24 protein-coding genes and 1 tRNA gene are annotated in these 22,743 nt (G+C 61.3%); 14 read left to right on the top strand and 11 right to left on the bottom strand.

Annotated elements, in window-relative coordinates; translation table 11 throughout:
- Positions 1-68: 68 nt before the first annotated feature.
- The 3 genes from ACODR6_RS09020 to hemA all read left to right on the top strand — a co-directional run bounded on the left by ACODR6_RS09020 (position 69) and on the right by hemA (position 4,626).
- A complete protein-coding gene (locus ACODR6_RS09020; RefSeq protein ID WP_489022337.1) occupies positions 69-2,414 on the top strand; it encodes a xanthine dehydrogenase family protein molybdopterin-binding subunit in 2,346 nt (781 codons plus the stop codon).
- 12 nt (positions 2,415-2,426) lie between these two features.
- Entirely contained in the window at positions 2,427-3,224 is a 798-nt protein-coding gene (locus ACODR6_RS09015) for an FAD binding domain-containing protein (RefSeq protein ID WP_489022336.1), read from the top strand.
- Between the two features lie 187 nt (positions 3,225-3,411).
- Positions 3,412-4,626, top strand: a complete 1,215-nt coding sequence (gene hemA / locus ACODR6_RS09010; RefSeq protein WP_489022335.1) for a 5-aminolevulinate synthase — start codon at positions 3,412-3,414, stop codon at positions 4,624-4,626.
- 37 nt (positions 4,627-4,663) lie between these two features.
- Here the strand turns inward: hemA and dxr are convergent, their stop codons facing one another.
- Positions 4,664-5,857, bottom strand: coding sequence for a 1-deoxy-D-xylulose-5-phosphate reductoisomerase (dxr, locus tag ACODR6_RS09005; RefSeq protein WP_112720169.1), 1,194 nt, complete (start codon positions 5,855-5,857; stop codon positions 4,664-4,666).
- Between the two features lie 330 nt (positions 5,858-6,187).
- On the opposite strand from dxr, the gene ACODR6_RS09000 reads away from it, so the two are divergent.
- The 3 genes from ACODR6_RS09000 to ACODR6_RS08990 all read left to right on the top strand — a co-directional run bounded on the left by ACODR6_RS09000 (position 6,188) and on the right by ACODR6_RS08990 (position 8,053).
- On the top strand, positions 6,188-6,820 hold the full coding sequence (locus ACODR6_RS09000) for a hypothetical protein (protein ID WP_246777428.1): 633 nt from the start codon (positions 6,188-6,190) through the stop codon (positions 6,818-6,820).
- Between the two features lie 58 nt (positions 6,821-6,878).
- Entirely contained in the window at positions 6,879-7,145 is a 267-nt protein-coding gene (locus ACODR6_RS08995) for a BON domain-containing protein (protein WP_489022334.1), read from the top strand.
- 110 nt (positions 7,146-7,255) lie between these two features.
- The gene (locus tag ACODR6_RS08990) at positions 7,256-8,053 is read left to right on the top strand and encodes a class I SAM-dependent methyltransferase (protein ID WP_489022333.1); all 798 of its coding nucleotides are present in this window, start codon (positions 7,256-7,258) and stop codon (positions 8,051-8,053) included.
- Here the strand turns inward: ACODR6_RS08990 and ACODR6_RS08985 are convergent, their stop codons facing one another.
- Positions 8,054-8,218 carry a hypothetical protein gene (locus ACODR6_RS08985; RefSeq protein WP_489022332.1) on the bottom strand — a complete coding sequence of 55 codons (165 nt, stop codon included), beginning with the start codon at positions 8,216-8,218 and terminating at the stop codon, positions 8,054-8,056.
- Between the two features lie 124 nt (positions 8,219-8,342).
- Positions 8,343-8,561, bottom strand: coding sequence for a hypothetical protein (locus tag ACODR6_RS08980; RefSeq protein ID WP_112720172.1), 219 nt, complete (start codon positions 8,559-8,561; stop codon positions 8,343-8,345).
- Between the two features lie 354 nt (positions 8,562-8,915).
- Here ACODR6_RS08980 and ACODR6_RS08975 point away from each other — a divergent pair, with 354 nt between their 5' ends.
- Positions 8,916-9,431, top strand: coding sequence for a DUF992 domain-containing protein (locus tag ACODR6_RS08975; RefSeq protein ID WP_199627837.1), 516 nt, complete (start codon positions 8,916-8,918; stop codon positions 9,429-9,431).
- A gap of 170 nt (positions 9,432-9,601) precedes the next feature.
- Here the strand turns inward: ACODR6_RS08975 and ACODR6_RS08970 are convergent.
- Positions 9,602-9,678 (bottom strand) — tRNA-Arg (locus tag ACODR6_RS08970).
- A 72-nt stretch (positions 9,679-9,750) separates the two neighbouring features.
- Entirely contained in the window at positions 9,751-10,911 is a 1,161-nt protein-coding gene (locus ACODR6_RS08965) for a M20 aminoacylase family protein (protein WP_489022331.1), read from the bottom strand.
- Positions 10,912-11,061: 150 nt separating this feature from the next.
- Between ACODR6_RS08965 and ACODR6_RS08960 the strand changes: the two genes are divergently transcribed.
- Together ACODR6_RS08960 and ACODR6_RS08955 are read left to right on the top strand one after the other, a co-directional pair.
- Positions 11,062-12,183: a D-alanyl-D-alanine carboxypeptidase family protein gene (locus ACODR6_RS08960; protein WP_489022330.1), complete on the top strand. Its 1,122-nt coding sequence runs from the start codon at positions 11,062-11,064 to the stop codon at positions 12,181-12,183.
- An 11-nt stretch (positions 12,184-12,194) separates the two neighbouring features.
- The gene (locus ACODR6_RS08955; protein WP_489022329.1) at positions 12,195-13,361 is read left to right on the top strand and encodes a CobW family GTP-binding protein; all 1,167 of its coding nucleotides are present in this window, start codon (positions 12,195-12,197) and stop codon (positions 13,359-13,361) included.
- A 3-nt stretch (positions 13,362-13,364) separates the two neighbouring features.
- Here the strand turns inward: ACODR6_RS08955 and ACODR6_RS08950 are convergent, their stop codons facing one another.
- The 5 genes from ACODR6_RS08950 to ACODR6_RS08930 all read right to left on the bottom strand — a co-directional run bounded on the left by ACODR6_RS08950 (position 13,365) and on the right by ACODR6_RS08930 (position 17,204).
- A complete protein-coding gene (locus ACODR6_RS08950) occupies positions 13,365-13,598 on the bottom strand; it encodes a sulfurtransferase TusA family protein (protein WP_130284284.1) in 234 nt (77 codons plus the stop codon).
- Positions 13,595-14,854 (bottom strand): L,D-transpeptidase family protein, encoded by a 1,260-nt coding sequence (locus ACODR6_RS08945; RefSeq protein WP_489022328.1) that lies wholly within the window; start codon positions 14,852-14,854, stop codon positions 13,595-13,597. The genes ACODR6_RS08950 and ACODR6_RS08945 overlap by 4 nt, the downstream gene beginning before the upstream one ends.
- Before the next feature lie 199 nt (positions 14,855-15,053).
- A complete protein-coding gene (locus tag ACODR6_RS08940) occupies positions 15,054-16,007 on the bottom strand; it encodes an acetyl-CoA carboxylase carboxyltransferase subunit alpha (protein ID WP_112720180.1) in 954 nt (317 codons plus the stop codon).
- 62 nt (positions 16,008-16,069) lie between these two features.
- The gene (gene xerD, locus ACODR6_RS08935; RefSeq protein ID WP_489022327.1) at positions 16,070-17,023 is read right to left on the bottom strand and encodes a site-specific tyrosine recombinase XerD; all 954 of its coding nucleotides are present in this window, start codon (positions 17,021-17,023) and stop codon (positions 16,070-16,072) included.
- A gap of 4 nt (positions 17,024-17,027) precedes the next feature.
- Positions 17,028-17,204 (bottom strand): hypothetical protein, encoded by a 177-nt coding sequence (locus tag ACODR6_RS08930; RefSeq protein WP_165402768.1) that lies wholly within the window; start codon positions 17,202-17,204, stop codon positions 17,028-17,030.
- Between the two features lie 147 nt (positions 17,205-17,351).
- Between ACODR6_RS08930 and ACODR6_RS08925 the strand changes: the two genes are divergently transcribed.
- From ACODR6_RS08925 to ACODR6_RS08915, 3 genes are read left to right on the top strand one after another with little or no spacing between them, the layout of a single operon-like run.
- Positions 17,352-17,942 carry a shikimate kinase gene (locus ACODR6_RS08925; protein WP_112720182.1) on the top strand — a complete coding sequence of 197 codons (591 nt, stop codon included), beginning with the start codon at positions 17,352-17,354 and terminating at the stop codon, positions 17,940-17,942.
- Positions 17,939-19,072, top strand: coding sequence for a 3-dehydroquinate synthase (aroB, locus tag ACODR6_RS08920; protein WP_489022326.1), 1,134 nt, complete (start codon positions 17,939-17,941; stop codon positions 19,070-19,072). Before ACODR6_RS08925 ends, aroB begins: the two co-directional genes overlap by 4 nt.
- Positions 19,069-20,379, top strand: coding sequence for an HlyC/CorC family transporter (locus tag ACODR6_RS08915; RefSeq protein WP_112720184.1), 1,311 nt, complete (start codon positions 19,069-19,071; stop codon positions 20,377-20,379). Before aroB ends, ACODR6_RS08915 begins: the two co-directional genes overlap by 4 nt.
- Positions 20,380-20,432: 53 nt before the next feature.
- Here the strand turns inward: ACODR6_RS08915 and ACODR6_RS08910 are convergent, their stop codons facing one another.
- Complete coding sequence (locus tag ACODR6_RS08910) at positions 20,433-20,714, bottom strand: BolA family protein (RefSeq protein WP_130284274.1); 282 nt, start codon at positions 20,712-20,714, stop codon at positions 20,433-20,435.
- 107 nt (positions 20,715-20,821) lie between these two features.
- Here ACODR6_RS08910 and ACODR6_RS08905 point away from each other — a divergent pair, with 107 nt between their 5' ends.
- Positions 20,822-21,439: a J domain-containing protein gene (locus ACODR6_RS08905; protein ID WP_112720186.1), complete on the top strand. Its 618-nt coding sequence runs from the start codon at positions 20,822-20,824 to the stop codon at positions 21,437-21,439.
- A 305-nt stretch (positions 21,440-21,744) separates the two neighbouring features.
- Entirely contained in the window at positions 21,745-22,737 is a 993-nt protein-coding gene (cobS, locus tag ACODR6_RS08900) for a cobaltochelatase subunit CobS (RefSeq protein ID WP_489022325.1), read from the top strand.
- Positions 22,738-22,743 lie beyond the last annotated feature (6 nt).

Genomic DNA, 22,743 nt, shown 5'->3' with positions numbered 1-22,743 from the left:
GTCTGGCAGCTGCCGAACACTGTACTCTTTGGCGGAATGCCAGGCCCGAAACCCCATTGGAGGACATCATGGGTGTTGAAGGAATTGGTGCACGCGTCGCACGCAAGGAAGACAAGCGGTTTTTGACCGGCAAGGGCCGCTATACCGACGACATGGTCGTCCCAGGGATGAAATACGGCTATTTCATCCGCAGCCCGCATGCACATGCAAAGATCAAGAATATCGACGTTTCTGCCGCCAAGGCGATGCCTGGCGTGATCGACGTGCTTGACGGCAAGCAGCTGCTCGCCGACGGCATCGGCAATCTGATCTGCGGCTGGATGATCCATTCGCGTGATGGTTCGCCGATGAAGATGGGTGCCTGGCGGCCGCTGGCGGTCGATACTGTCCGCTATGTCGGTGATGCCGTGGCGATCGTCGTTGCGGATTCGCTCGGCGAAGCACGGGATGCCGCCGAGGCCGTCAGCATTGATTATGAAGAGCTTCCTGTTGTCACGGAGGCCGTCGAGGCACTGAAGCCCGGGGCACCGCAAATACATCCGGAATCATCCGACAACCTGATCTTCGACTGGGTGATCGGCGACGAAGGCGCGACCGACAAGGCGATTTTGGAGGCCGCCCATGTCACCGAAATCGAGCTGACCAACAATCGTCTTTCGCCCAATCCGATGGAGCCGCGCGCGGCGCTCGGGGTCTACGATTCCGCCGAGGATCATTACACCTGCTACACGACCAGCCAGAACCCGCATGTCGCACGCCTTGTGATGAGCGCCTTCTATAATGTCGCGCCGGAAAACAAGCTGAGGGTGATCGCGCCCGATGTCGGCGGCGGCTTCGGATCGAAGATCTATATCTATCCGGAAGAAATCGTTTGTCTCTGGGCTTCGAAGAAAACCGGCGTTCCCGTGAAGTGGAACTCCGATCGCACCGAGGCGTTCCTGACGGATGCGCATGGGCGCGACCATGTCTCTAAGGTGAAGATGGCCTTCGACAAGGATCATCGCATCATCGGCCTGAAGGTCGATACGATCGCCAATCTCGGCGCCTATATGTCGCTCTTCTCCTCCGCGGTGCCGACCTATCTCTACGCGACACTGCTTTCCGGCCAGTACGACATCCCGGCGATCCACGCCAATGTCCGCACCGTCTATACCAACACCGCGCCTGTCGATGCCTACCGCGGTGCCGGGCGGCCGGAAGCGACCTATCTGCTCGAGCGGACGATGGAGACGGCGGCGCGCGAGCTCGGCATTTCGCCGGCTGAACTCCGGCGCAAGAATTTCATCCGCTCCTTCCCGCATCAGACACCCGTGATCATGATGTATGATGCCGGCGACTACGATGCGTCGCTGAATGCGGCGATGCAGGCTGCCGACTGGAGCGGTTTCGAAAGCCGCCGGGCGGAGGCTGCGAACCGCGGCATGAAGCGCGGCATCGGCATGAGCTGCTATATCGAAGCCTGCGGCATCGCGCCGTCTCAGGCGGTCGGCTCGCTCGGTGCTGGTGTCGGCCTGTGGGAATCGGCGGAAGTGCGGGTTAATGCCGTCGGCACGATCGAGGTTCTCACCGGCTCGCACAGCCATGGCCAGGGCCACGAGACAACCTTCGCACAGTTGGTGGCGGACCGTCTCGGTGTTCCGATCGACAGCGTTTCGATTGTCCATGGCGACACCGACAAGGTGCAGATGGGCATGGGCACCTACGGCTCGCGCTCCGGCGCCGTCGGCATGTCCGCAGTCGTCAAGGCGCTCGACAAGGTGGAGGCCAAGGCGAAGAAGATCGCCGCGCATCTGATGGAAGCCGACGAGAGCGATATCGTCGTCGAAAATGGCGAGCTGAAGGTTGCCGGTACCGACAAGGCGCTGCCGTGGTTTCAGGTGGCGCTCGCCTCCTACACCGCGCACAACCTTCCGGCGGGCATGGAGCCGGGCTTGAAGGAGACGGCGTTCTACGATCCGTCGAACTTCACTTTCCCGGCGGGTTGCTACATCTGCGAGGTCGAGGTTGATCCGGAAACGGGCCATACCAAGATCGTGCAGTTCGTCGCCGCCGACGATTTCGGCAATATCATCAACCCGATGATCGTCGAGGGGCAGGTGCATGGCGGTATCGCCCAGGGCATTGGCCAGGCGTTGCTCGAAGGCGTCCACTATGACGAGAACGGCCAGCTGCTGACGGCGAGCTACATGGATTACGCCATGCCGCGCGCCGACGACCTGCCGTCGTTCAAGCTGTCGCACCAGAACACGCCTTGCCCCAGCAATCCGCTCGGCATCAAGGGCTGCGGCGAGGCGGGTGCGATCGGCTCTCCGCCGGCGCTGATGAACGCCATCACCGATGCCATCGGCAACAACATGCTGACCATGCCCGCCACGCCGCAGAAGGTGTGGATGGCGGCACGCGCAACGAACTGAGGAGGACGGGCCATGTATGAACTCAATTATCACCGCGCTTCTTCAGTCGATGAAGCCGTCAAGCTGATCTCGGGCAAGCCGGAGGGCAAGTTTGTCTCCGGCGGCATGACACTGATCGCGACGATGAAGCAGCGGCTCGCCGCGCCGAGCGATCTCGTCGATCTGCGCCACATCGATGCGATGAAGGGCATCAAGGTCGATGGCCGCAAGGTGACGATCGGCGGGGCAACGACGCATGCCGAAGTGGCGGCCTCGTCCGCCATCCGCGGCGTGTGTCCGGCTCTCTGTGAGCTCGCCGGGCTGATCGGCGATCCGCATGTCCGGCACATGGGTACGATCGGCGGATCGATCGCCAACAACGACCCGGCCGCAGATTATCCGGCGGCGATGCTGGCGCTTGGGGCGGCCATCATCACCAGCAAGCGGCAGATCGCGGCAGACCAGTTCTTCACCGGTCTGTTCGAGACGGCGCTCGCGGATGGCGAGATCGTCACGGGTGTCAGCTTCGATGCGCCGGACAAGGCCGGCTACGCCAAGTTCCGCAACCCGGCCTCGCGCTATGCGATGACCAGCGTTCTCGTGACCAAATCTGGGGGGACGGTTCGCGTCGGTATCGCGGGTGCGGGCAGCAACGGCGCCTTCCGGCATGGCGGCCTCGAGGCGGCTCTTGCTGCCAACTGGTCGCCGGATGCGGCGATGGGCGTTCAGGTCGATGCAAGCGGCCTGCTGTCCGATCTGCATGCCAGCGCGGAATATCGCGCCAATTTGATAAAAGTCATGACGAAGCGCGCGGTTGCGGCTGTAGGTTAGCTACAGGGCAATTGACGGCATTCCCGATATGTCAACCCAGCCGCTTTATCGGCTGGGTTGAAGCTTTTTCGTCTGGAATGATTCAAAAATATGCGCCTTTTGCCGCAGTTGATGCTAAAGCAGGGGCCATGGGTTGACGCGCGTCGGTGTGCCCAGCAAAACGGTCGCGCGATACTGGAGCATATGCATGGATTTCGAAGCGTTTTTCAAAAGCGAGCTGGAAGGTCTTCACGCCGAAGGCCGCTATCGCGTTTTTGCCGACCTTGAGCGCCACCGCGGCAGTTTCCCGCGTGCGACGCGCCACACGGCCGACGGCCCGAAAGACGTAACAGTCTGGTGCTCCAACGACTATCTCGGCATGGGCCAGCATCCCAAGGTGATCGAGGCGATGAAAGCCGCCATCGAGCACTGTGGCGCGGGTGCGGGAGGCACCCGGAATATCTCTGGCACCAACCACTACCACGTTCTGCTTGAGCGCGAACTCGCCGATCTGCACGGCAAGGAAGCCGCGCTGACCTTCACGTCGGGTTATGTCTCGAACTGGGCCGCACTCGGCACGCTCGGCGGCAAGATCCCCGGCATGATCATCTTCTCCGACGCACTGAACCACGCTTCGATGATCGAAGGCATTCGCTATGCGAAGTGCGAGAAGGTGATCTGGAAGCATAACGACATCCACGATCTCGAAGCCAAGCTGGCGGCCGCTGATCCGAAGGCGCCGAAGCTGATCGCTTTTGAAAGCGTCTACTCGATGGACGGCGATATCGCGCCGATCAAGGAGATCTGCGATCTCGCCGACAAGTACGGCGCGATGACCTATCTCGATGAAGTGCATGCCGTCGGCATGTACGGCCCGCGCGGCGGCGGTATTGCCGAGCGCGAAGGCCTGATGGACCGGATCACGGTCATCGAAGGCACGCTTGCCAAGGCTTTCGGCGTCATGGGCGGTTATATCGCGGCGTCGACGGCGCTGTGCGATTTCATCCGCTCGTTTGCCTCGGGCTTCATCTTCACGACCTCGCTGCCGCCGGCGCTCGCTGCTGGTGCCGTCGCTTCGATCCAGCACCTGAAGTCGAGCCCGTTCGAGCGCGCCCGCCATCAGGACCGGGTCCGCAAGCTGAGGACGATGCTCGATCAGCAGGGCATCCCGCATATGCCGAACCCGAGCCATATCGTGCCGGTCATGGTCGGCGATGCGGCCAAGTGCAAGTGGATCTCGGATCTGCTGCTCGACAATTTCGGCGTCTACGTGCAGCCGATCAACTATCCGACGGTGCCGAAGAAGACTGAGCGCTTGCGCATCACGCCGACGCCGCAGCATACGGATGCCGATATCGAGCATCTGGTCGGCGCGCTGCATTCGCTCTGGTCGCGCTGCGCATTGGCGCGGCACGTTGCCTGAGCGGAAAAGAAAAATAGATTGATAAACAAATGGCCGCTTAAGCGGCCATTTCCTTTTGGGCGATGATTTCGCCGGCGCGGCGCCGCGCCTCGCCATCGGCGGCAAAGACGTCTTCCATCGTTGCCGCCGCCTTGTAGCCGGTCATGTCGTCCATGACGCGCTCGGCGATATCTGCCATCTCCAGGAAGCCGATCCGTCCATCGCAGAAGGCGTGGAAGGCGATCTCTTCGGCTGCATTCATGACGGCGCCCTGCAAGCCGCCACGCTCGAGCGCGGTGCGCGCGAGGCGCAGGGCAGGGAAGCGCACTTCGTCGGGCGCCTCGAAATCGAGCCGTGCGAGCTTTGCAAAATCCAGCCGTTCGACGTCGAGCTTCGAGCGGTTAGGGTAGGTCAGCGCATAGCCGATCGCCGTGCGCATGTCTGGGCAGCCGAGCTGCGCCAGCACCGAGCCGTCGACATAACCGACCATCGAATGGATCACCGACTGCGGATGGACGATGACTTCCACCTGGTCGGGACGCAGATCAAAGAGGTGTTTCGCCTCGATCATTTCCAGCGCCTTGTTGAACATCGAGGCGCTGCCGATCGAGATCTTCAGGCCCATCGACCAGTTCGGGTGGGCGCGGGCGATATCGGCGGTAACACCGGCCATCTGCTCACGCGTCCAGGTGCGGAACGGACCGCCGGAGGCCGTGAGAACGATGCGCTCGATCGCATGGTGCTGGCCGTCTTCGAGCGACTGGAAGATGGCGCTGTGTTCGCTGTCGACAGGGATAAGCTGCCCGCCGCCTTCGGCCACGGCCTTGACGAAGAGCTCGCCGGCGGACACCAGGCATTCCTTGTTGGCGAGCGCGATGTCGGCGCCGCGTCTGGCGGCTGCCAATGTCGGTTCCAAACCGGCCGTCCCGACGATCGCCGCCATGACGACATCGGCGTCGCGGGCGCCGGCCTCGATCAGGGCTTCGCGGCCTGCGGCGACCTCGATGCCGGTGCCGGATAGTGCATCCTTCAGGGCGCCGTAGCTTGCCTCATCGGCGGTTACGGCGAGCTCCGCGCCGCAGGCTTTTGCCTGCTCTGCCAGCAACGCGACATTGGCGTTGCCGGATATGGCGACGACCTCGAAAGCTTCGCGGCCACCAAGCTGGGTGACCACATCGAGCGTGTTGACGCCGATCGAGCCGGTTGAGCCGAAAATGCTGAGGCGCCGCGGCGCGTTAGGGCCGGTCTTCATGCGCGTGTCTTATCCAGAGCCGTCATTTGTCTTCGGCTCTAGCGCGCTTTCCGGGGTGCGGCAAGTGTGCAACGCAGCAGTTTTCTCTTCCAGCGGGGTTTACAGAGCGGCATCGGGATGGGATTCTTATAACATCCGTGGAGGATGACGGGATGCGCGGCTGCTTGCGCCATCGGTGTATCCCAGCGCTCCGGCGCATCGGGTAGAGGGCATCGCGATGCCTCTGCCATTTCAAAAATCGGGAGGATCGACAGAGGTGCCGCAAGGCGCATCTGCATGATTGTCGCGCGCTTCAGGCGCCAAGGGACCGGCTTGCTGACGATGCTGAAAATGACCTTTCTCTTCGCCGTAGGGGCTTTCGCCGCGCTTCCCGCGCGGGCGGATAATCTGCTGATCTGGAACCCCGTGCAGGTGTCCGATCAGTCCTACAAGGCGACGATGGGTTTCCGTCTGCCGTTCGAATGGGAAACGAGCGCTGGCGCCGATCTCGGCCTCGCGGCAACCGATGGCGATGCGATCCTGCCTGGATCGGGGCAGGCGACCCTCTGGGGCAAGATCACCCGCGTCAGGGTGACCCCGGCCGGCAATGCGCAACAATCGGCGGGCGTGCGGGTCGATACGCTGCGGGGCAGCGGATCGCTGATGCTCAGCCGAGCGAAGAGCTTCATCCTGTCCGACTCTCTCGACCTGCAGACCAGCCGCTTCGTCAATGTCGGCTACGATCCGCTTGCGGCGCGCCAGACCTCGGTGACGGCGACGCAGGCCGTCAAGCTCATCTATCCCTGGACGGGAACATCGCTGACGGCGAATGGCAGCGTTACCGATTTCGGGCAGGATTTTTCGAGCACCGTCGGCGTCAGCCAGAACATCCTGCCGAACCTCAATCTCAACGCTGCCGTCAACGATCCGCTCTCCGCCGGGCGCGCCGCCAGCGTCAACGTCAACTACCGCGTCACCTGGTGATCTGAAACCAAGCCCGGCCTCCGGCGTTTCTCTGAGATCACCAGAAGGAGGACGAGTGATGGTTTTCAAGGAAGCCACATTTCATGGCAAGCAGCCGGAGATCGAGGTGGAGTTCGTCAATCACGCGGCGTTGGAAATCGCCGCTGCCGAGGCGCTGGCGATCGCCGGAGATATCGATGCCTCGGACGTGCAGGTGACGTCCGATGCCGACGATATCGTGCTGACGGGCACGGTCGCGACCGTCGCCGAAATCGAGCGGGCGACCTCGATCGTCCGGGCTGTGCAGGGTGTCCACGACGTCCGCAACCAGATCCTGCTCGGGTAAAATTGCGCGCGTTAACCATTAACAAAAGATTAACGTTCTGTAATTGGACCCCACCTGCCTTGCGGCCTAGGTCTAGAGCCATGCAACTGGCTTAACCGGAGGTGCCGCAAATGCATCGCATGGAAGAGATGAACCGCAGGACCTGGCGCAATCCGATCGCCCGGCGCGATTACCGGGCGAGCACCGGCTTCATCAACGAAGGCGAACGGCTGGTGTTTGAGATCGCGCGAAAGCGCGCGATCGGCGGGCGGATACTTGATATCGGCATTGGCGGCGGACGGACGACCGGGCTGTTTTGCGATATCGCCGCAGACTATGTCGGCATCGACTATACGCCTGAAATGGTGGAGCTTGCCCTGCGCAATTATCCGCAGGCGCAGCTTGCGCATATGGATGCGCGCGATCTCTCTGCTTTCGGCAATGCCAGCTTCGATCTCGTGCTGTTCAGCTATAATGGCATCGATTCCGTCGATGCAGAGGGACGGCGAGCCGTCCTTTCCGAGGCGTCACGCGTGCTCAGGGCAGGCGGGACCTTCGTCTTCTCGACCTTCAATCGCAACTGGCATGGGTTCGGCGAAAAGCGGGCGCGCTCATCGATCGTCTGGTCGAACGATCCGCTGCGGCTCGGCTTTCGGCTGGTGAAGCATGCGATGGGTCTCGTTCGCGAGCGCCGGTTTGCCCCGCTTGAGCAACGCGAGGGCGAACATGCGATTCTGCTGCATCGCGCCCATGACTTCGGCATCATGGTCTATGCCACGACGCCGCAGCAGCTGCGGGCGCAACTGGGCGCCAGCGGTTTCGACGGCGATCCGATGCTGTTTTCCGTCGATGGCCATCTTCTCGGCGGCGAAATCCTTCCCGAGGAAGAGTATTTCCACGTGGTCGCCTACAAGCCGGCGCTCAGCTGATCAGCCGGCGAAGCGCTCGACAAGGAAATGCGAGCCAGTGCTGGCGCCGGCGACACGGTCGGTCTTCTGCGTGGTGACCGGACCCTGCGGATGATAGGCGAGCACCAGCAGGATGGCGCTGATCGCGACATAGGCGATGGTGAGCAAAGCAAGTTTCTGACGCATAACAAAACTCCTGTTTTGCCAGCTTAACGTCCGCCTTTTCTCAAAGTTCCAGCTGCGGCGATTGGCGTCCGCCAACTAAAAACCGGCCGCGTGGCGGCCGGTTTCAATCATGCAGAGTTACCTGTTAGCGGCAGACGCGGGTCTTCCTGACGACCCAGTGTCCGTGTTCGTGAATGCGGGCCGTCTTCGTGTAGCAATGCGTCATGACGTGCATCGGCTTGTGCCAATGATGGTCCGGACCGCGCTCGGTGGTGGTGACCGTCATGCTGGCCGCCTGGGACGGGGCGGTGGTGGAGACAATGGCGGCTGCGGCAAGCATGGAAGCAAGAATAAGAGATTTCATGGTTTTGGCCTTTCAATTAACCGGACGATGAACTCGCCAGACGGTGGGCCGGTTCCAACCTTACGAAATATTTAGGTTTTTCGCCCGAAGGCGGCTATGATCAGCTACCGCTCAATTTCTGCGTGGGGTTGCCCAAGCGGGCATTCGGACATCGAGTGCGGCCAATAAGCAACGGTCCTGCCTTCGAATTGTCCCCTTTGCGATCAGAACGTTAAGGACGTTCTTCATTGCCCATGGAAACAATGAAGGCTGTTTGGATCGTTCTGCGATCCCATACGTTATTTGTGGCTGGGTTTGCTTGCCGGTGCGTTTTCGATCTGAAGCTGCCGGTGCCATTTTGAGAAGGAGACCATGATGAAAAAGACCATTGCGATGGTAGTTGCAGCAGCTTCGCTTGCCCAGGCTTGCGTTACGGCGGCCAGTGCAGCCGATATGGTCCGGACCTACGAGGAACCGGATACGCGCGGCGGCGTCAAGATCGGCATGCTCACCTGCGATATCGGCGGCGGTCTCGGCTATGTGCTGGGTTCTGCCAAGGAAGCTGATTGCGTCTTTAGCTCGACGATCGGCAATGAGGTCACCGACCACTATACCGGCGATATCCGCAAGCTCGGCATCGACCTCGGCTTCACCACCCGCAGCCGCCTCGTCTGGGCCGTCTTCGCACCGACCGCCGGCTATCACCGCGGCTCGCTCGGCGGCCTCTATGTCGGCGCATCGGCCGAAGCCACCGTCGGTGCTGGCGTCGGCGCCAACGTCCTGATCGGCGGAACCTCCGGCTCGATCCACCTCCAGGCCCTCAGCGTCACCGGCCAGCTCGGCCTCAACGTCGCTGCCGGTAGCGCTTCGATGACGCTGACCCCAGGCTGATTTTAGGGCTATTCGCGCCCCTTCCGCGCGAGCGGGAGGGGTGTGCTACTTTTCAGCAACGCCGACATTCGCCGACGTTACGGCGGCGTGAGATGGCTTGGTTCCCTGATGTACCCGGGAACGCTGCGGGAACATCCCGCGATAAATTATGCCTATTTATCTGAAAATAATGGTGATTCCGACGCGATTCGAACGCGTGACCCTCAGATTAGGAATCTGATGCTCTATCCTGCTGAGCTACGGAACCACTTGGGGCTCATGCATACAAAAGGCTTGGCGGGAAGCCAAGCCTTTTTCAGGTTTCGCTGCAAGTATCGGATCAGGCGCCGAGGCGCTGTTCGGTGAGGCGGACCCAGTAGGAAATGCCGTGGGCGATCGCCTCGTCGTTGAAATCGTAGGCCCGGTTGTGCAGGCCTGCGGTGTCGCCGTTGCCGATGAAGATGAAGGCGCCGGGGCGGGCGTTCAGCATGTAGGAGAAATCCTCGCCGCCCATCATCGGATCGATCTCGGGATTGACGTTTGCCGCACCGGCGATGTCGGTTGCCGTCGCGATCGCGTGGCCGGTCTCGTCGGCGTGATTGACGGTCACCGGGTAATTGCGATGGAAGGCGATTTCGGCTTCGGCGCCGTGGGTGGCGGCAACGCCGTTCACCACCTGCTTGAATCGGCTTTCGGCGAGGTCGCGAACCTCACCATCGAGTGTTCGGATCGTGCCGGCGATCTGGGCGTCGTTCGGAATGACGTTATGGGCGAAGCCGGCGTTGAACTTGGTAACGGAGATGACGACCGAACGCAGCGGATCGACGGTGCGGGCGGCGATCATCTGCAGGTTGGAGACGATCTGGGCGCCGATGGCGATCGGGTCGATCGTCCGGTGCGGCTGGGCGGCGTGGCCGCCGCGGCCCTTGATGGTGACGGTGAATTCGTCGGTCGCTGCCATGATCGGGCCCTTGCGGATGGCAAACTGGCCGACGGGCAGGCCCGGCAGGTTGTGCATGCCATAGACCTCTTCGATGCCGAAGCGCTCCATCATGCCGTCCTTGACCATCAGGTTGCCGCCGCCGCCGCCTTCTTCGGCGGGCTGGAAGATGACGGCGACGTTGCCGGTGAAATTGCGGGTCTCGGCTAGGTATTTCGCGGCGCCGAGCAGCATGGCGGTGTGACCGTCATGGCCGCAGGCATGCATCTTGCCAGCCGTGGTCGAGGCCCAGGGCTTGCCGGTGATTTCGGTGAGCGGCAGTGCGTCCATATCGGCGCGCAGGCCGATGGTGCGGCCTTCGCCCTTGCCCTTAATCAGGCCGACGACGCCGGTGCGGCCGATGCCGGTCACGATTTCGTCAACGCCGAACTCCTTGAGCTTTTCGGCGACGAAAGCGGCGGTGTTTTCGACGGCGAACAGCAGCTCGGGCCGGGCGTGAATATGGCGGCGCCACTCGGTCACTTCATCCTGCAGTTCAGCGGCTCTGTTCAAAATCGGCATGCGAAAATTCCTATAGCGACAACGGGTTTTCCACGGCACCCAAGACATGGTGCCGCGAAAAGAACTTATTCAATGGCCTTTGCCATGTCATGGCCATATACGTTAAATAGGTGAAGGTTTCGAGATTTCCGGACAATTTAAGGACTAGACGTGTCGACGCGCCAGAATCGTTTGTTCGCTGCTTTGCGGCCGGTATCATTCGCAGTCAGTGCTGCTGCAGCTCTGCTTTCTTCGGTTCCGCTGGCGCAGGCCAATCCGCATATTCTCGTCGATGTCCAGAGCGGCCGCGTGATCGAGCATGAGGAAGCCTTCCGCAAATGGTATCCGGCATCGCTGACCAAGCTGATGACCGTCTATACGACCTTCGATGCCATCCGTTCCGGCCAGATCAGCCTCGACACCCCGATCGTCATGAGCAAGCAGGCCGCCGCCCAGCCGGCCGCCAAGATGTACTACAAGCCGGGCCAAAAGCTGACGCTCGACAGCGCGCTGAAGATCCTGATGGTCAAGTCGGCCAATGATATCGCTGTTGCTGTTGCTGAGGCCGTTGCAGGCACGCAGGATGCCTTCGTGCTGCGGATGAATGCCGAGGCCGTCAAACTCGGCATGACGGATTCGCATTTCGTCAATCCGAACGGCCTGCCCGGCAAGGGGCAATATACGACGGCGCGCGATCTGGCGATCCTGACGGTCGCTCTGCGCCGCGACTTCCCGCAATATGCCGGCTATTTCGCGCTCGAAGGCTTCACCAACGGCAAGACGAATACGCCGAGCATCAACCTGCTGATCGGCCGCTTCGCCGGTGCCGACGGCATGAAGACCGGCTTCATCTGCGCTTCGGGCTTCAACCAGATCGGTTCGGCCACCCGCAACGGACGCACGGTGGTTTCCGTCGTGCTCGGCACCGACAGCCTTGCGGCGCGCGCCGATGCGACGGCCAACCTGCTGGAAAAGGCATTCTCCTCGCCGACGTCTTCGGGCGATACGCTCCGCTCGCTCAAGCCCTATGGGCCGGGGCAGGATGCGGTGACAGACATCAGCGCCGACATCTGCAGCGCCAAGGGCGCCAAGGTGCGCAGCGAAACGCGCGATGAAGTGGGCCGCATGAAGGTGCAGTCGCCCTATATCCATGAAATGGACCACGAGCCGAACTTCGTCTTCGCCGGTCTGATCCCCGGCCAGGATCCGCAGCCCGACAAGAGCGCCAAGGCGGATGCGATTGGCGATGCTGCCAATGTTCCGGTGCCGCTGCCGCGTCCCACGTCCTTCTAAAGGCAAGTCCCATGAGCCTGCATACAGACCGGATCCCGGTCACCATCCTCACCGGCTTTCTCGGTGCAGGAAAGTCGACGCTTCTGAACCGGATCCTCAAGGATCCCGCGATGAAGGAAGCGGCCGTCATCATCAATGAGTTCGGCGATGTCGGTATCGATCACCTGCTGGTCGAAAGCTCCGGCGATGCGATCATCGAGCTTTCGGACGGATGCCTCTGCTGCACGGTGCGCGGCGAACTCGTCGATACGCTGGCCAATCTGATGGATGCGATCCAGACCGGCCGCGTGAAGGCTGTGAAGCGCATCGTCATCGAGACGACGGGGCTCGCGGATCCGGCGCCGGTGATGCAGGCGATCATGGGCAATCCGATCATTGCCACGAATTTCCAGCTGGATGGCGTCGTCACCGTCGTCGATGCGGTCAACGGGCTGCAGACGCTCGACAATCACGAGGAAGCCCGCAAGCAGGTGGCCGTTGCCGACCGGCTGATCGTCTCCAAGCGGCCGATGGCAGATGCAGGGATGTTGTCGAAGCTTGAGGCGCGGCTGCGCGATCTCAATCCGCGGGCGGCGCTGATGGATGCCGATGGCGGCGAGGCCGGCACGGCCGCCGTTCTCGTCAACGGGCTTTACGATCCGGACACGAAGATTGCCGATGTCGGCCGCTGGCTGCGCGATGAAGATGCTCATGATGCGCATCATCATCACCACCATGACCATGGTCACGATCATCATCACGGGCATCACCACCACCATCACGGCCACGACGATCAGGATCCACACGACGTGAACCGTCACGACGCCTCGATCCGGTCCTTCTCGATCGTCGAGGAGAAGCCGATCGATCCGATGGCGCTGGAGATGTTCATCGATCTGCTGCGCTCGGCACACGGCGAGAAGCTGTTGCGGATGAAGGCGATCGTCGCGGTATCAGACCGGCCGGACAAGCCGCTGGTGCTGCATGGCGTGCAGAACATCTTCCATCCGCCGGTGCGGCTGCCCGCATGGCCTGACGCCAGCGACCGGCGCACGCGCATGGTGCTGATCACCAAGGATCTGCCGGGGGATTTCGTGAAGACGCTGTTCGATGCGTTTCTCGGCAAGCCGCGTATCGATACGCCGGACCGTGCCGCACTTCACGACAATCCGCTCGCCATTCCCGGTATGAAGATCTGACGCTTATTTCCTGCGGATCAGGAAACGGTGGCCGCTTTCGGTCTTTACCGTTTCCAGCAGTTCGTGGCCGTCTTCATTGCAGAAATGCGGGATGTCGATGCCTGCCAGCGGGTCCGTGGTTTCCACGCGGATGAGCGCGCCGCTTGCCATGGATGACATCTTGCGGCGCGTCTTCAGGACGGGCAGGGGGCACTTCAGACCGCGAAGGTCATAAGTGACGGCGTCGGTACCGCTCAATTCTTGGACCAGAATTTCCAGAACGGCTTCTTGGAGGCGTCGGCAGTTTCCTGCGGCGGCTCGGGTGCGAAGGCGAGCGGGTTCTGCTGCGGAACCGGAACGTTTGGAGGCGTTGCTGCTGCCACGGCCGTGGTGTTGGCTGCGGCCGGAGCGGCGGCGGGCGCTGCCGTAGCCGGCGCTGCTGCCGGGGCAGCCGATGCGATCGTCGCTTCCGGTACCGTTGCGGGGACAGCCGGCTTCGACATCATGCCTTCGAGTTCGGCGACCTTGACCATGCGGCCAGCTTCCAGCGAGGTGCCGGTCGGGGCGTAGGCGAGCTCGCGGCCCTTGCGGGTCTTGGCGACGACTGCCTTGCGCTCGGCTTCTGTCGGATCGTACCAGGCGAGGCCGTCGAACTTCTTCTCGGCCTTGGCATAATCCATCGCGTAGGTCTTGTCGTAGGACGACAGCGCGGATGCGAGTGCCGGAGGCGTCGACATGGCCGGGCACTTGCCGGCCGGATTGAAGGCGCCGCCATCGGTGGTCTGCTGGTTGAAGACGTATTTCTTCTCGCAGACATTGACGTCAGGCGGACGTTTGGTGACTTCGAAATTGTCGTAGCCGACCTTCAGCATCTTCCAGAAGTCGTAGCTCGGATCGAGCCGGTGCTTATACATGTTTTCCGCGGTCATCCGGAACGGGAAGGCCTGCAGCTGCACCGAGGTCTCGCCACCCTTGAAGGCGTCGCGCGCGAAGGCGTAGATCTCGAGGACCTGTTCGTCGGTCATCGAGTAGCAGCCGGACGATGAGCAGGCGCCGTGGATCATCAGATCGGAACCCGTACGGCCGTTGACGGCGTCATACTTGTTCGGGAAGCCGGTATTGATCGCGAGGTAATATTTCGAATTCGGGTTCAGGTTGGCACGGGTGAGGTTGTAGAAACCTTCCGGGGCCTGACGGTCGCCGGTCTTCACCTTCGGGCCTAGGCGGCCGGACCAGGCGCAGATCTTGTAGTCGGCGATCTTGTCGAAACGGTTGTCGGTCTTCGCCTTCCAGATCTCGAGCGCGCCTTCCTCTTTGAAGATGCGGATCAGGATCGGCGAATTGCGATCCATGCTCTTGGCGCTCATCTGCGCCAGGATGCGCGGCGGCAGCGGTTGCTCCACCTTGTTCTTGACGGTGGAGAGGTCGATCTTGCTGGCGGATTCGAGAGTGTCGTTGCAGCCCGCAAGTGCGAGCGCCATCAGCGACACGTAGGCGAAATGACGAATGCGCATTCAACTAGCCCAACTAAGGATTCAGCCCACTCCGCACGCAGAGTTCCGGGCATTACCAGGAATCATAGGCGGCTTATACTTTACAAATCCTTACCAGCCTATGACCTGCCTGCGGCGCCCCCGCAAGCACGAAGTTCGGTAGATAACATTATTGTGGCCAAGATTTGGCCCCAATCGGGCCATTTTCACTGGCTTTGCCTTAGAGGTTACGACCCATCGACAGGAATTTCTGTCGGCGATCGTTGCGCAGCTGCTCGCCGGTGCGCGGCGAAAGCTCGGCCAGAGCGTTGGCGATGACATCGCCGGTCGCGGCAATCACGTTGTCCGGATCGCGGTGCGCGCCACCGAGCGGCTCGGGAATGATGCCGTCGATGATGCCCAGCGATTTCAGGTCTTCGGCGGTGATCTTCATGTTGGTCGCCGCTTCCTTGGCGCGGGTGGAATCGCGCCAGAGGATCGAAGCTGCGCCTTCCGGCGAGATCACGCTGTAGATCGAATGTTCGAGCATGAAGACCTTGTTGCCGGTGGCGATGGCGATCGCGCCGCCCGAACCGCCTTCGCCGATGACGACGGAGATGATCGGAACCTTGACGCCAAGGCACATTTCCGTGGAGCGGGCGATGGCTTCCGCCTGGCCGCGCTCTTCGGCGCCAACGCCCGGGTAGGCGCCTGCGGTGTCGACGAGGGTCACGACCGGGAGGCCGAAGCGGTCGGCCATTTCGAGAACGCGGATCGCCTTGCGATAGCCTTCAGGACGGGCGCTGCCGAAATTGTGCTTCAGGCGGCTCTTGGTGTCGTTGCCCTTTTCCTGGCCGATGACGGCGACAGGCTGGCCACGGAAACGGGCGAGGCCGGCCTGGATGGCGGCGTCCTCGGAAAACTTGCGGTCGCCGGCGAGCGGCGTGAATTCCTGGAACAGCACCTTGGCATAATCGACGAAATGCGGACGCTGCGGATGGCGCGCGACCTGCGTCTTCTGCCAGGCGTTGAGCTTGGAATAGATATCGACCATCGCTTCGCGAACGCGAACTTCGAGGCGGCCGACTTCATCCGACGTGTCGATGCTCTCGCCCTCGGACGCGAGCTTCTTCAGTTCGATGATCTTAGCTTCGAGGTCGGAGATCGGCTTTTCGAAGTCGAGATAGTTGTGCATGAGGTGCGTTTCCGTTCCTTGTGCCCAGGGCAAATTGCTGGCGTCGCCCCTTGTCGCCGGTCCTATTCGTGCTTTTTCGCCTGTTTTGCAAGAGGGTGATGCGTTTGCACCAGTTGTTGCAGGCGTTCTTCGAGGACGTGGGTATAGATCTGCGTGGTCGAAATGTCCGAATGTCCCAAGAGTTCCTGCACGACGCGAAGGTCTGCGCCATTGGCCAGGAGATGGCTGGCGAAGGCGTGGCGCATCACGTGCGGCGAGATCATCGACGGCGTCAGCCCGGCCCGGATCGACAGGTTCTTGAGATCGCGGGCAAAGACCTGACGGGGAAGATAACCTTCCTTCGAGGCAGCCGGAAAGAGCCAGGGGCTTTCCACAGGCTGTTTGCTATTGGCGTTTTCCAATGCCATCGAGCGGCCATAGACCTTCAGCGCGGCGATTGCCGATTGGGAGAGCGGAACGAGGCGTTCCTTGTTGCCCTTGCCGCGGATGATCAGGAAGCGGCCTTCCTGATCGAGGACGCGGGCGGGAAGCGAGACGAGCTCGCTGACGCGCATGCCGGTCGCGTAGAGCAGCTCCAGCAGGGCGAGCATGCGCTGGCGCTGCAGCTGGCCGGGGGCTGTGTCGGACGCTTCCTGTTCGGCCTGTGTCAGCAGTTTCGTGACTTCTGCTACGCCCATTGTCTTCGGCAGGGCGCGGCCTTTCTTCGGTGCGTCGAGGATGCCGGTCGGATCGTCGGTGCGGATGCCTTCGGCATAGAGAAACTTGTAGAATTGCCGCATGGCGGCGAGGCGGCGTGCCTGAGAGGAGGGCTTGAAGCCCTGGCTTGCGAGCGAGGAGAGATAGGCGGTCAGATCGGCGGAAGCGGCTTCGGTCAGGCGCACGCTCTTGCCGCTCAGGAATCCGTGTAGGTCGTCGAGGTCGCGCTCATAGGAGAGCAGCGTATTCTGAGCCGCGCCACGTTCGGCGCTCATCATCTCGAGAAAGGCTTCCACATGGGCGCGTCCGAGATCCCGCATTGGCTCACTTCTTTGCAGGGGCAATCGTTCCCGTCGCCGGCGGATTGATGCGCTCGGAGGGGATGCGGATCGTCACGTCACGGGGCTGCGGCTCGACGAAGGTCACGAGTGCGACCATGCCGCCATAGATGATCCCGGCTATGACAGCCAAGACAGCCAGAAAGCGGAAGAGGGTCGGCATTCCAGAACTCCATGGGCTCGGCTTCTTTTTAGGAAGAAGCGTGATTGCGTGCAAGAAGCGGCATTTGGATCATGTTTCCCTTGCCCGCGACTTGACGCTGTACCTGCATTTGTCGATACCGTTTGCAAACAAAGTGTGAATGGACCAATGAGTGATCCCGTTCTGACAGTTGCAGACAGTCTGAAAGACAGAGCTCGCGCCGCGCTCGGGTCCCGCAATCTTATCCTTGTCGGCCTCATGGGAGCCGGGAAATCCTCCGTCGGCCGCCTCGTCGCGAGCCAGCTCGGCATTCCCTTCGTCGATAGCGATGTCGAGATCGAGCGCGTGTCGCGCATGACGATTACCGAGCTGTTTGCCGCCTATGGGGAAGAAGAGTTCCGGGCGCTGGAAACGCGGGTGATGAAGCGGCTTTTAAAGAACGGCCCGCGCGTGGTTTCCACCGGCGGCGGTGCGTTCATCAACGATCGCACCCGTAAGCATATCAAGAAGGGCGGCCTGTCGCTCTGGCTGAAAGCCGATCTCGACGTGCTCTGGGAGCGCGTCAACAAGCGCGATACGCGGCCGTTGCTGAAGACCGAGAACCCGAAGCAGACGCTCGAAAACCTGATGAATGCGCGATACCCGGTCTATGCGCAGGCTGACGTCACCGTTCTGTCGCGCGATGTGCGCAAGGAACTGATGGCCGACGAAGTCTTGAAGGCCGTGATCGAATACCAAACCGAAAGTGCAGTGCCATGAATGCGATCGCTTCCGTTGCCACCGAAAAGAAGGTGCATGTGCCGCTCGGCGAGCGCGCCTATGACATCCTGATCGGTCCAGGGCTGATTGCGCGCGCCGGCGCGGAGATCGCCTCGCGTCTCAAAGGCCGCAAGGCTGCCGTGATCACCGATGCGAATGTCGCGCCGCTTTATCTCGACGCGCTGGTTTCGAGCCTCGAAGCCGCGGGCATTACTGCTTCTTCGCTTGTCCTGCCGGCTGGCGAGAAGACCAAGAGCTTCGAGCATCTGATGACTGTCTGCGACAAGGTGCTGGAAGCCCGTGTCGAGCGGAACGACTATGTGGTCGCGCTTGGCGGCGGTGTGATCGGCGATCTCGCGGGCTTTGCAGCCGGGATCGTGCGCCGCGGTGTGCGCTTCGTGCAGGTGCCGACCTCGCTTCTTTCGCAGGTGGATTCCTCCGTCGGCGGAAAGACCGGTATCAATAGCCGTCACGGCAAGAACCTCATCGGCGTCTTTCATCAGCCAGATCTGGTTCTCGCCGATACCGACGTGCTGAATACGCTCACGGAGCGTGAATTCCGTGCCGGTTATGCCGAAGTCGCGAAATATGGCTTGATCGACAAGCCGGATTTCTTTGCCTGGCTGGAGAAGAACTGGCAGGCGGTCTTTGCTGGTGGCGATGCCCGGATCGAGGCGATCGCCACGAGCTGCCAGGCGAAATCCGATGTCGTCGTCGCCGACGAGCGGGAAAATGGCCCCCGTGCGCTTCTCAACCTTGGCCACACCTTCGGCCACGCGCTGGAAGCCGTCACGGCCTATGACAGCGCCCGGCTCGTGCATGGCGAAGGCGTTTCGATCGGCATGGTGCTGGCGCATGAGTTTTCGGCGCGCATGAACCTTGCGAGCCCCGACGATGGCAAGCGCGTCGAGAAGCATCTGAAAGAAGTTGGCCTGCCGACGCGCATGTCCGATATTCCGGGCGAGCTGCCGCCGGCAGAGCGGCTGATGGAGGCGATGGCTCAGGACAAGAAGGTCAAGAACGGCAAGTTCACCTTCATCCTGACGCGTGGCATCGGGCAGTCGTTTATCGCCGACGACGTACCGCAATCCGAAGTGTTGAGTTTCCTGAAGGAAAAGCACCCTCAATGAGCATCGAAGGCACGCTGGCATTTCTTTCCGTCTACTGGCCAGAAATCGTCTCCATCGTGGCCCTCGTCCTCATGTCTGCCTTCTTCTCCGGCTCGGAAACGGCTTTGACCGCCGTTTCGCGCAGCCGCATCCATACGCTTGAGGCGAATGGCGAGGAGCGCGCCGGCGTCGTGCGCGAGCTCATCGAGCGGCGTGACCGGCTGATCGGCGCCATGCTGATCGGCAATAATCTCGCAAACATTCTCTCCTCGTCGCTGGCGACCAGCCTGTTCCTCGGGCTGTTCGGCAATTCGGGCGTGGCGCTGGCGACGCTGGCGATGACCGTCATTCTCGTCATCTTTGCCGAAGTGCTGCCGAAGAGCTGGGCGATCTCGACGCCTGACCGGTTTGCGCTCGGCGTCTCCCGTCCGGTCAAGATGTTTGTCGCCGTCGTCGGCCCGGTCTCTTCCTTCATCAATGGAATCGTTCGCAGGATCCTCGGCATTTTCGGGATCACGCTTTCACGCGAAACGTCGATGCTGACGGCGCATGAGGAGCTTCGTGGCGCGGTCGATCTGCTCCACCGCGAAGGATCGGTGGTCAAGGCTGACCGCGACCGTCTCGGTGGGGTTCTCGATCTCAGCCAGCTCGAACTTTCCGACATCATGGTTCACCGTATGGCGATGCGGGCAATCAATGCCGACGATGCCCCGGAGGCTATTGTCCGCATCATTCTCGAAAGCCCCTATACGCGCATGCCCCTCTGGCGTGGCACGATCGACAACATCATCGGCGTCGTCCACGCCAAGGACCTGTTGCGGGCGCTGGCAGAGCCGAATGTCGAGCCCGAAAATCTGGACATCGTGAAGATTGCCCAGAAGCCGTGGTTCGTGCCTGATAGCACCAATCTGGAAGACCAGCTGAACGCCTTCCTGCGCCGGAAGCAGCATTTCGCCGTCGTCGTCGACGAGTATGGCGAGGTACAGGGCATCGTGACACTCGAGGATATCCTCGAGGAGATCGTCGGCGATATTTCCGACGAGCATGATATCGACATGCAGGGCGTGCGGCAGGAGGCGGATGGGTCGATCGTCGTCGATGGCGGCGTGCCGATCCGCGATCTCAACCGCGCCCTCGATTGGCAGCTGCCAGACGAGGAGGCGACGACGATCGCCGGTCTGGTCATCCACGAGTCGATGACCATTCCCGAAGAGCGCCAGGCTTTCACCTTCTATGGCAAGCGCTTCATCGTCATGAAGCGCGAGAAGAACCGCATCACCAAGCTGCGCATCCGCCCGGCGGAAGAGGAAGCGACCAAAGCACTCTGAGCGGTTTTCGGTTGGATTGCCGGGCGGGAATGCCTATATGGAGGCTGTCTCCGCTACCAGCGGGTGGCTTCACCGGGTGCTGCCGGTTCGACGGCAAGGGCGTGCAGTCCGGCGTCGAGTTCCGGCTTCAACAGCTCGGTGATGGCACGGTGGCGGGCGAGCCTCGTCATTCCTGAAAATTTTTCAGAGACGATGCGAACGCGCATATGCGTTTCGCCTGTTCCTGTTATGTCAGGCTGGTGCCCGGCGTGGAGATGGCTTTCGTTGATGACGCTCAAACGTTCGGGCGCGAAAGCCTCGGTGAGTTTTTCTTCAATGCGGGCCTGCAGGGTCACGTTTTCGTCTCGTTGCTTGTGAAAAAAAGGGTTCCCAAGAAGCCAGCAACATTCCCGTTTGTCAATTCTTGTTGTCGCTTCGCGGCAGCCCCATAATTAGCGCCGTCATGAGACTTGATTCCAAATATTTCGATCGCATCCGGACCCGCCGCAAACGCGAGCAGGAGCCCGAAAAGGCTCCTCCGGTCTGTCAGTGGGATGGCTGCGATCAAAAAGGCGTGCATCGCGCTCCCGTCGGGCGCAATGCCGAGGGGCAGTTCTTTCTGTTCTGCTTCGAGCACGTCAAGGAATACAACAAGGGCTACAATTATTTCTCCGGCCTCTCGGACGGCGAGATCGCGCGCTATCAGAAAGAGGCGATCACCGGCCATCGGCCGACCTGGACTGTCGGTGTCAACAAGGACGCTAAGAACAGTCCGCTGCATTCGGACGTCCGTTCCGGCTCCTACAATCGCGTCCGCGACCCGTTCGGCTTCGTCAGCGGCACCAAGGGTGCCGGTCCGCGTTTTCCCGAGCAGCAGCGCAAGCTGAAGAGCCTGGAAGCGAAGGCTTTCGACACGATGGGGCTGGAGGCGAATGCGACATCGGCCGAGATCAAGACGCGCTACAAGGAACTCGTCAAGAAGCATCACCCGGATGCCAATGGCGGCGACCGTGGCTCCGAAGAGCGTTTCCGTGCCGTCATCCAGGCCTATCAATTGTTGAAGCAGAACGGTTTTTGTTAATTCCCGTCCTTGCTCTCCGCCTTCAATCGGGTATGGTCCAAATCGGCTAGGGCCGCAGGCCAACGCGGCATGCATTATTGCGTTTTGCTTCTGGCGCCTTTGCCTTCCTTCCGGACGCGGCGTTTCTTGTCCGGGACTTTGTTCTAAAATGCTCGGGCGTCATCATCCCGCCGAGGTTTCATTTCAGTCCCGGAGAAGCATCGCCGACGTTCTCACCACGGACGGCGCGGAATAGAACTGCGGCGTCGTGGTCGCGAAATGGCCTGAGAGATATGGCCGGGTGTTTTGCCCGCCTTGGAGACGTGATGAGCAAGATTGACTTAGATATTCCCGCTCTGCCGGATACCACCGTTTCGGTCCGGGAGGTTTTCGGCATCGATTCCGATATTCGCGTTCCCGCCTACAGCAAGGGCGACGCCTATGTTCCGGATCTCGATCCCGACTATCTCTTCGATCGCGAGACGACGCTCGCCATTCTTGCAGGCTTTGCGCATAACCGCCGCGTCATGATCTCCGGCTATCACGGCACGGGTAAGTCCTCGCATATCGAGCAGGTCGCTGCGCGCCTCAACTGGCCGTGCGTGCGTATCAACCTCGACAGCCATGTCAGCCGTATCGATCTCATCGGCAAGGACGCGATCGTCGTCAAGGACGGCCTGCAGGTCACCGAATTCAAGGACGGCATCCTGCCCTGGGCCTACCAGCACAATGTTGCGCTGGTCTTCGACGAATACGACGCCGGCCGCCCTGATGTCATGTTCGTTATCCAGCGCGTTCTGGAATCCGCCGGCCGCCTGACGCTGCTCGACCAGAGCCGCGTTATCCGTCCGCACCCGGCTTTCCGTCTGTTCGCGACCGCCAACACCGTTGGTCTCGGCGATACGACCGGCCTCTATCACGGCACGCAGCAGATCAACCAGGCGCAGATGGACCGCTGGTCGATCGTGACGACGCTGAACTATCTGCCGCACGACCACGAAGTGAACATCATCGCTGCCAAGGTGAAGACCTTCGGCAAGGGCAAGGAAGGCCGCGACACCGTTTCGAAGATGGTGCGCGTTGCCGACCTGACGCGCGCTTCCTTCATGAACGGCGACCTGTCGACCGTCATGAGCCCGCGTACCGTCATCACCTGGGCCGAGAATGCGGAGATCTTCGGCGATCTCGCCTTCGCGTTCCGCGTCACCTTCCTCAACAAGTGCGATGAGCTCGAGCGTGCGCTCGTGGCCGAGCATTATCAGCGTGCCTTTGGCGTCGAGCTGAAGGAAAGCGCTGCCAATATCGTGCTGGAGGCCTAAGGCCGG

Source organism: Rhizobium sp. FG96 (assembly GCF_057808655.1).
Note: the sequence above shows the minus strand (reverse complement) of the source record. Positions and strands in the feature narration are given on the sequence as shown.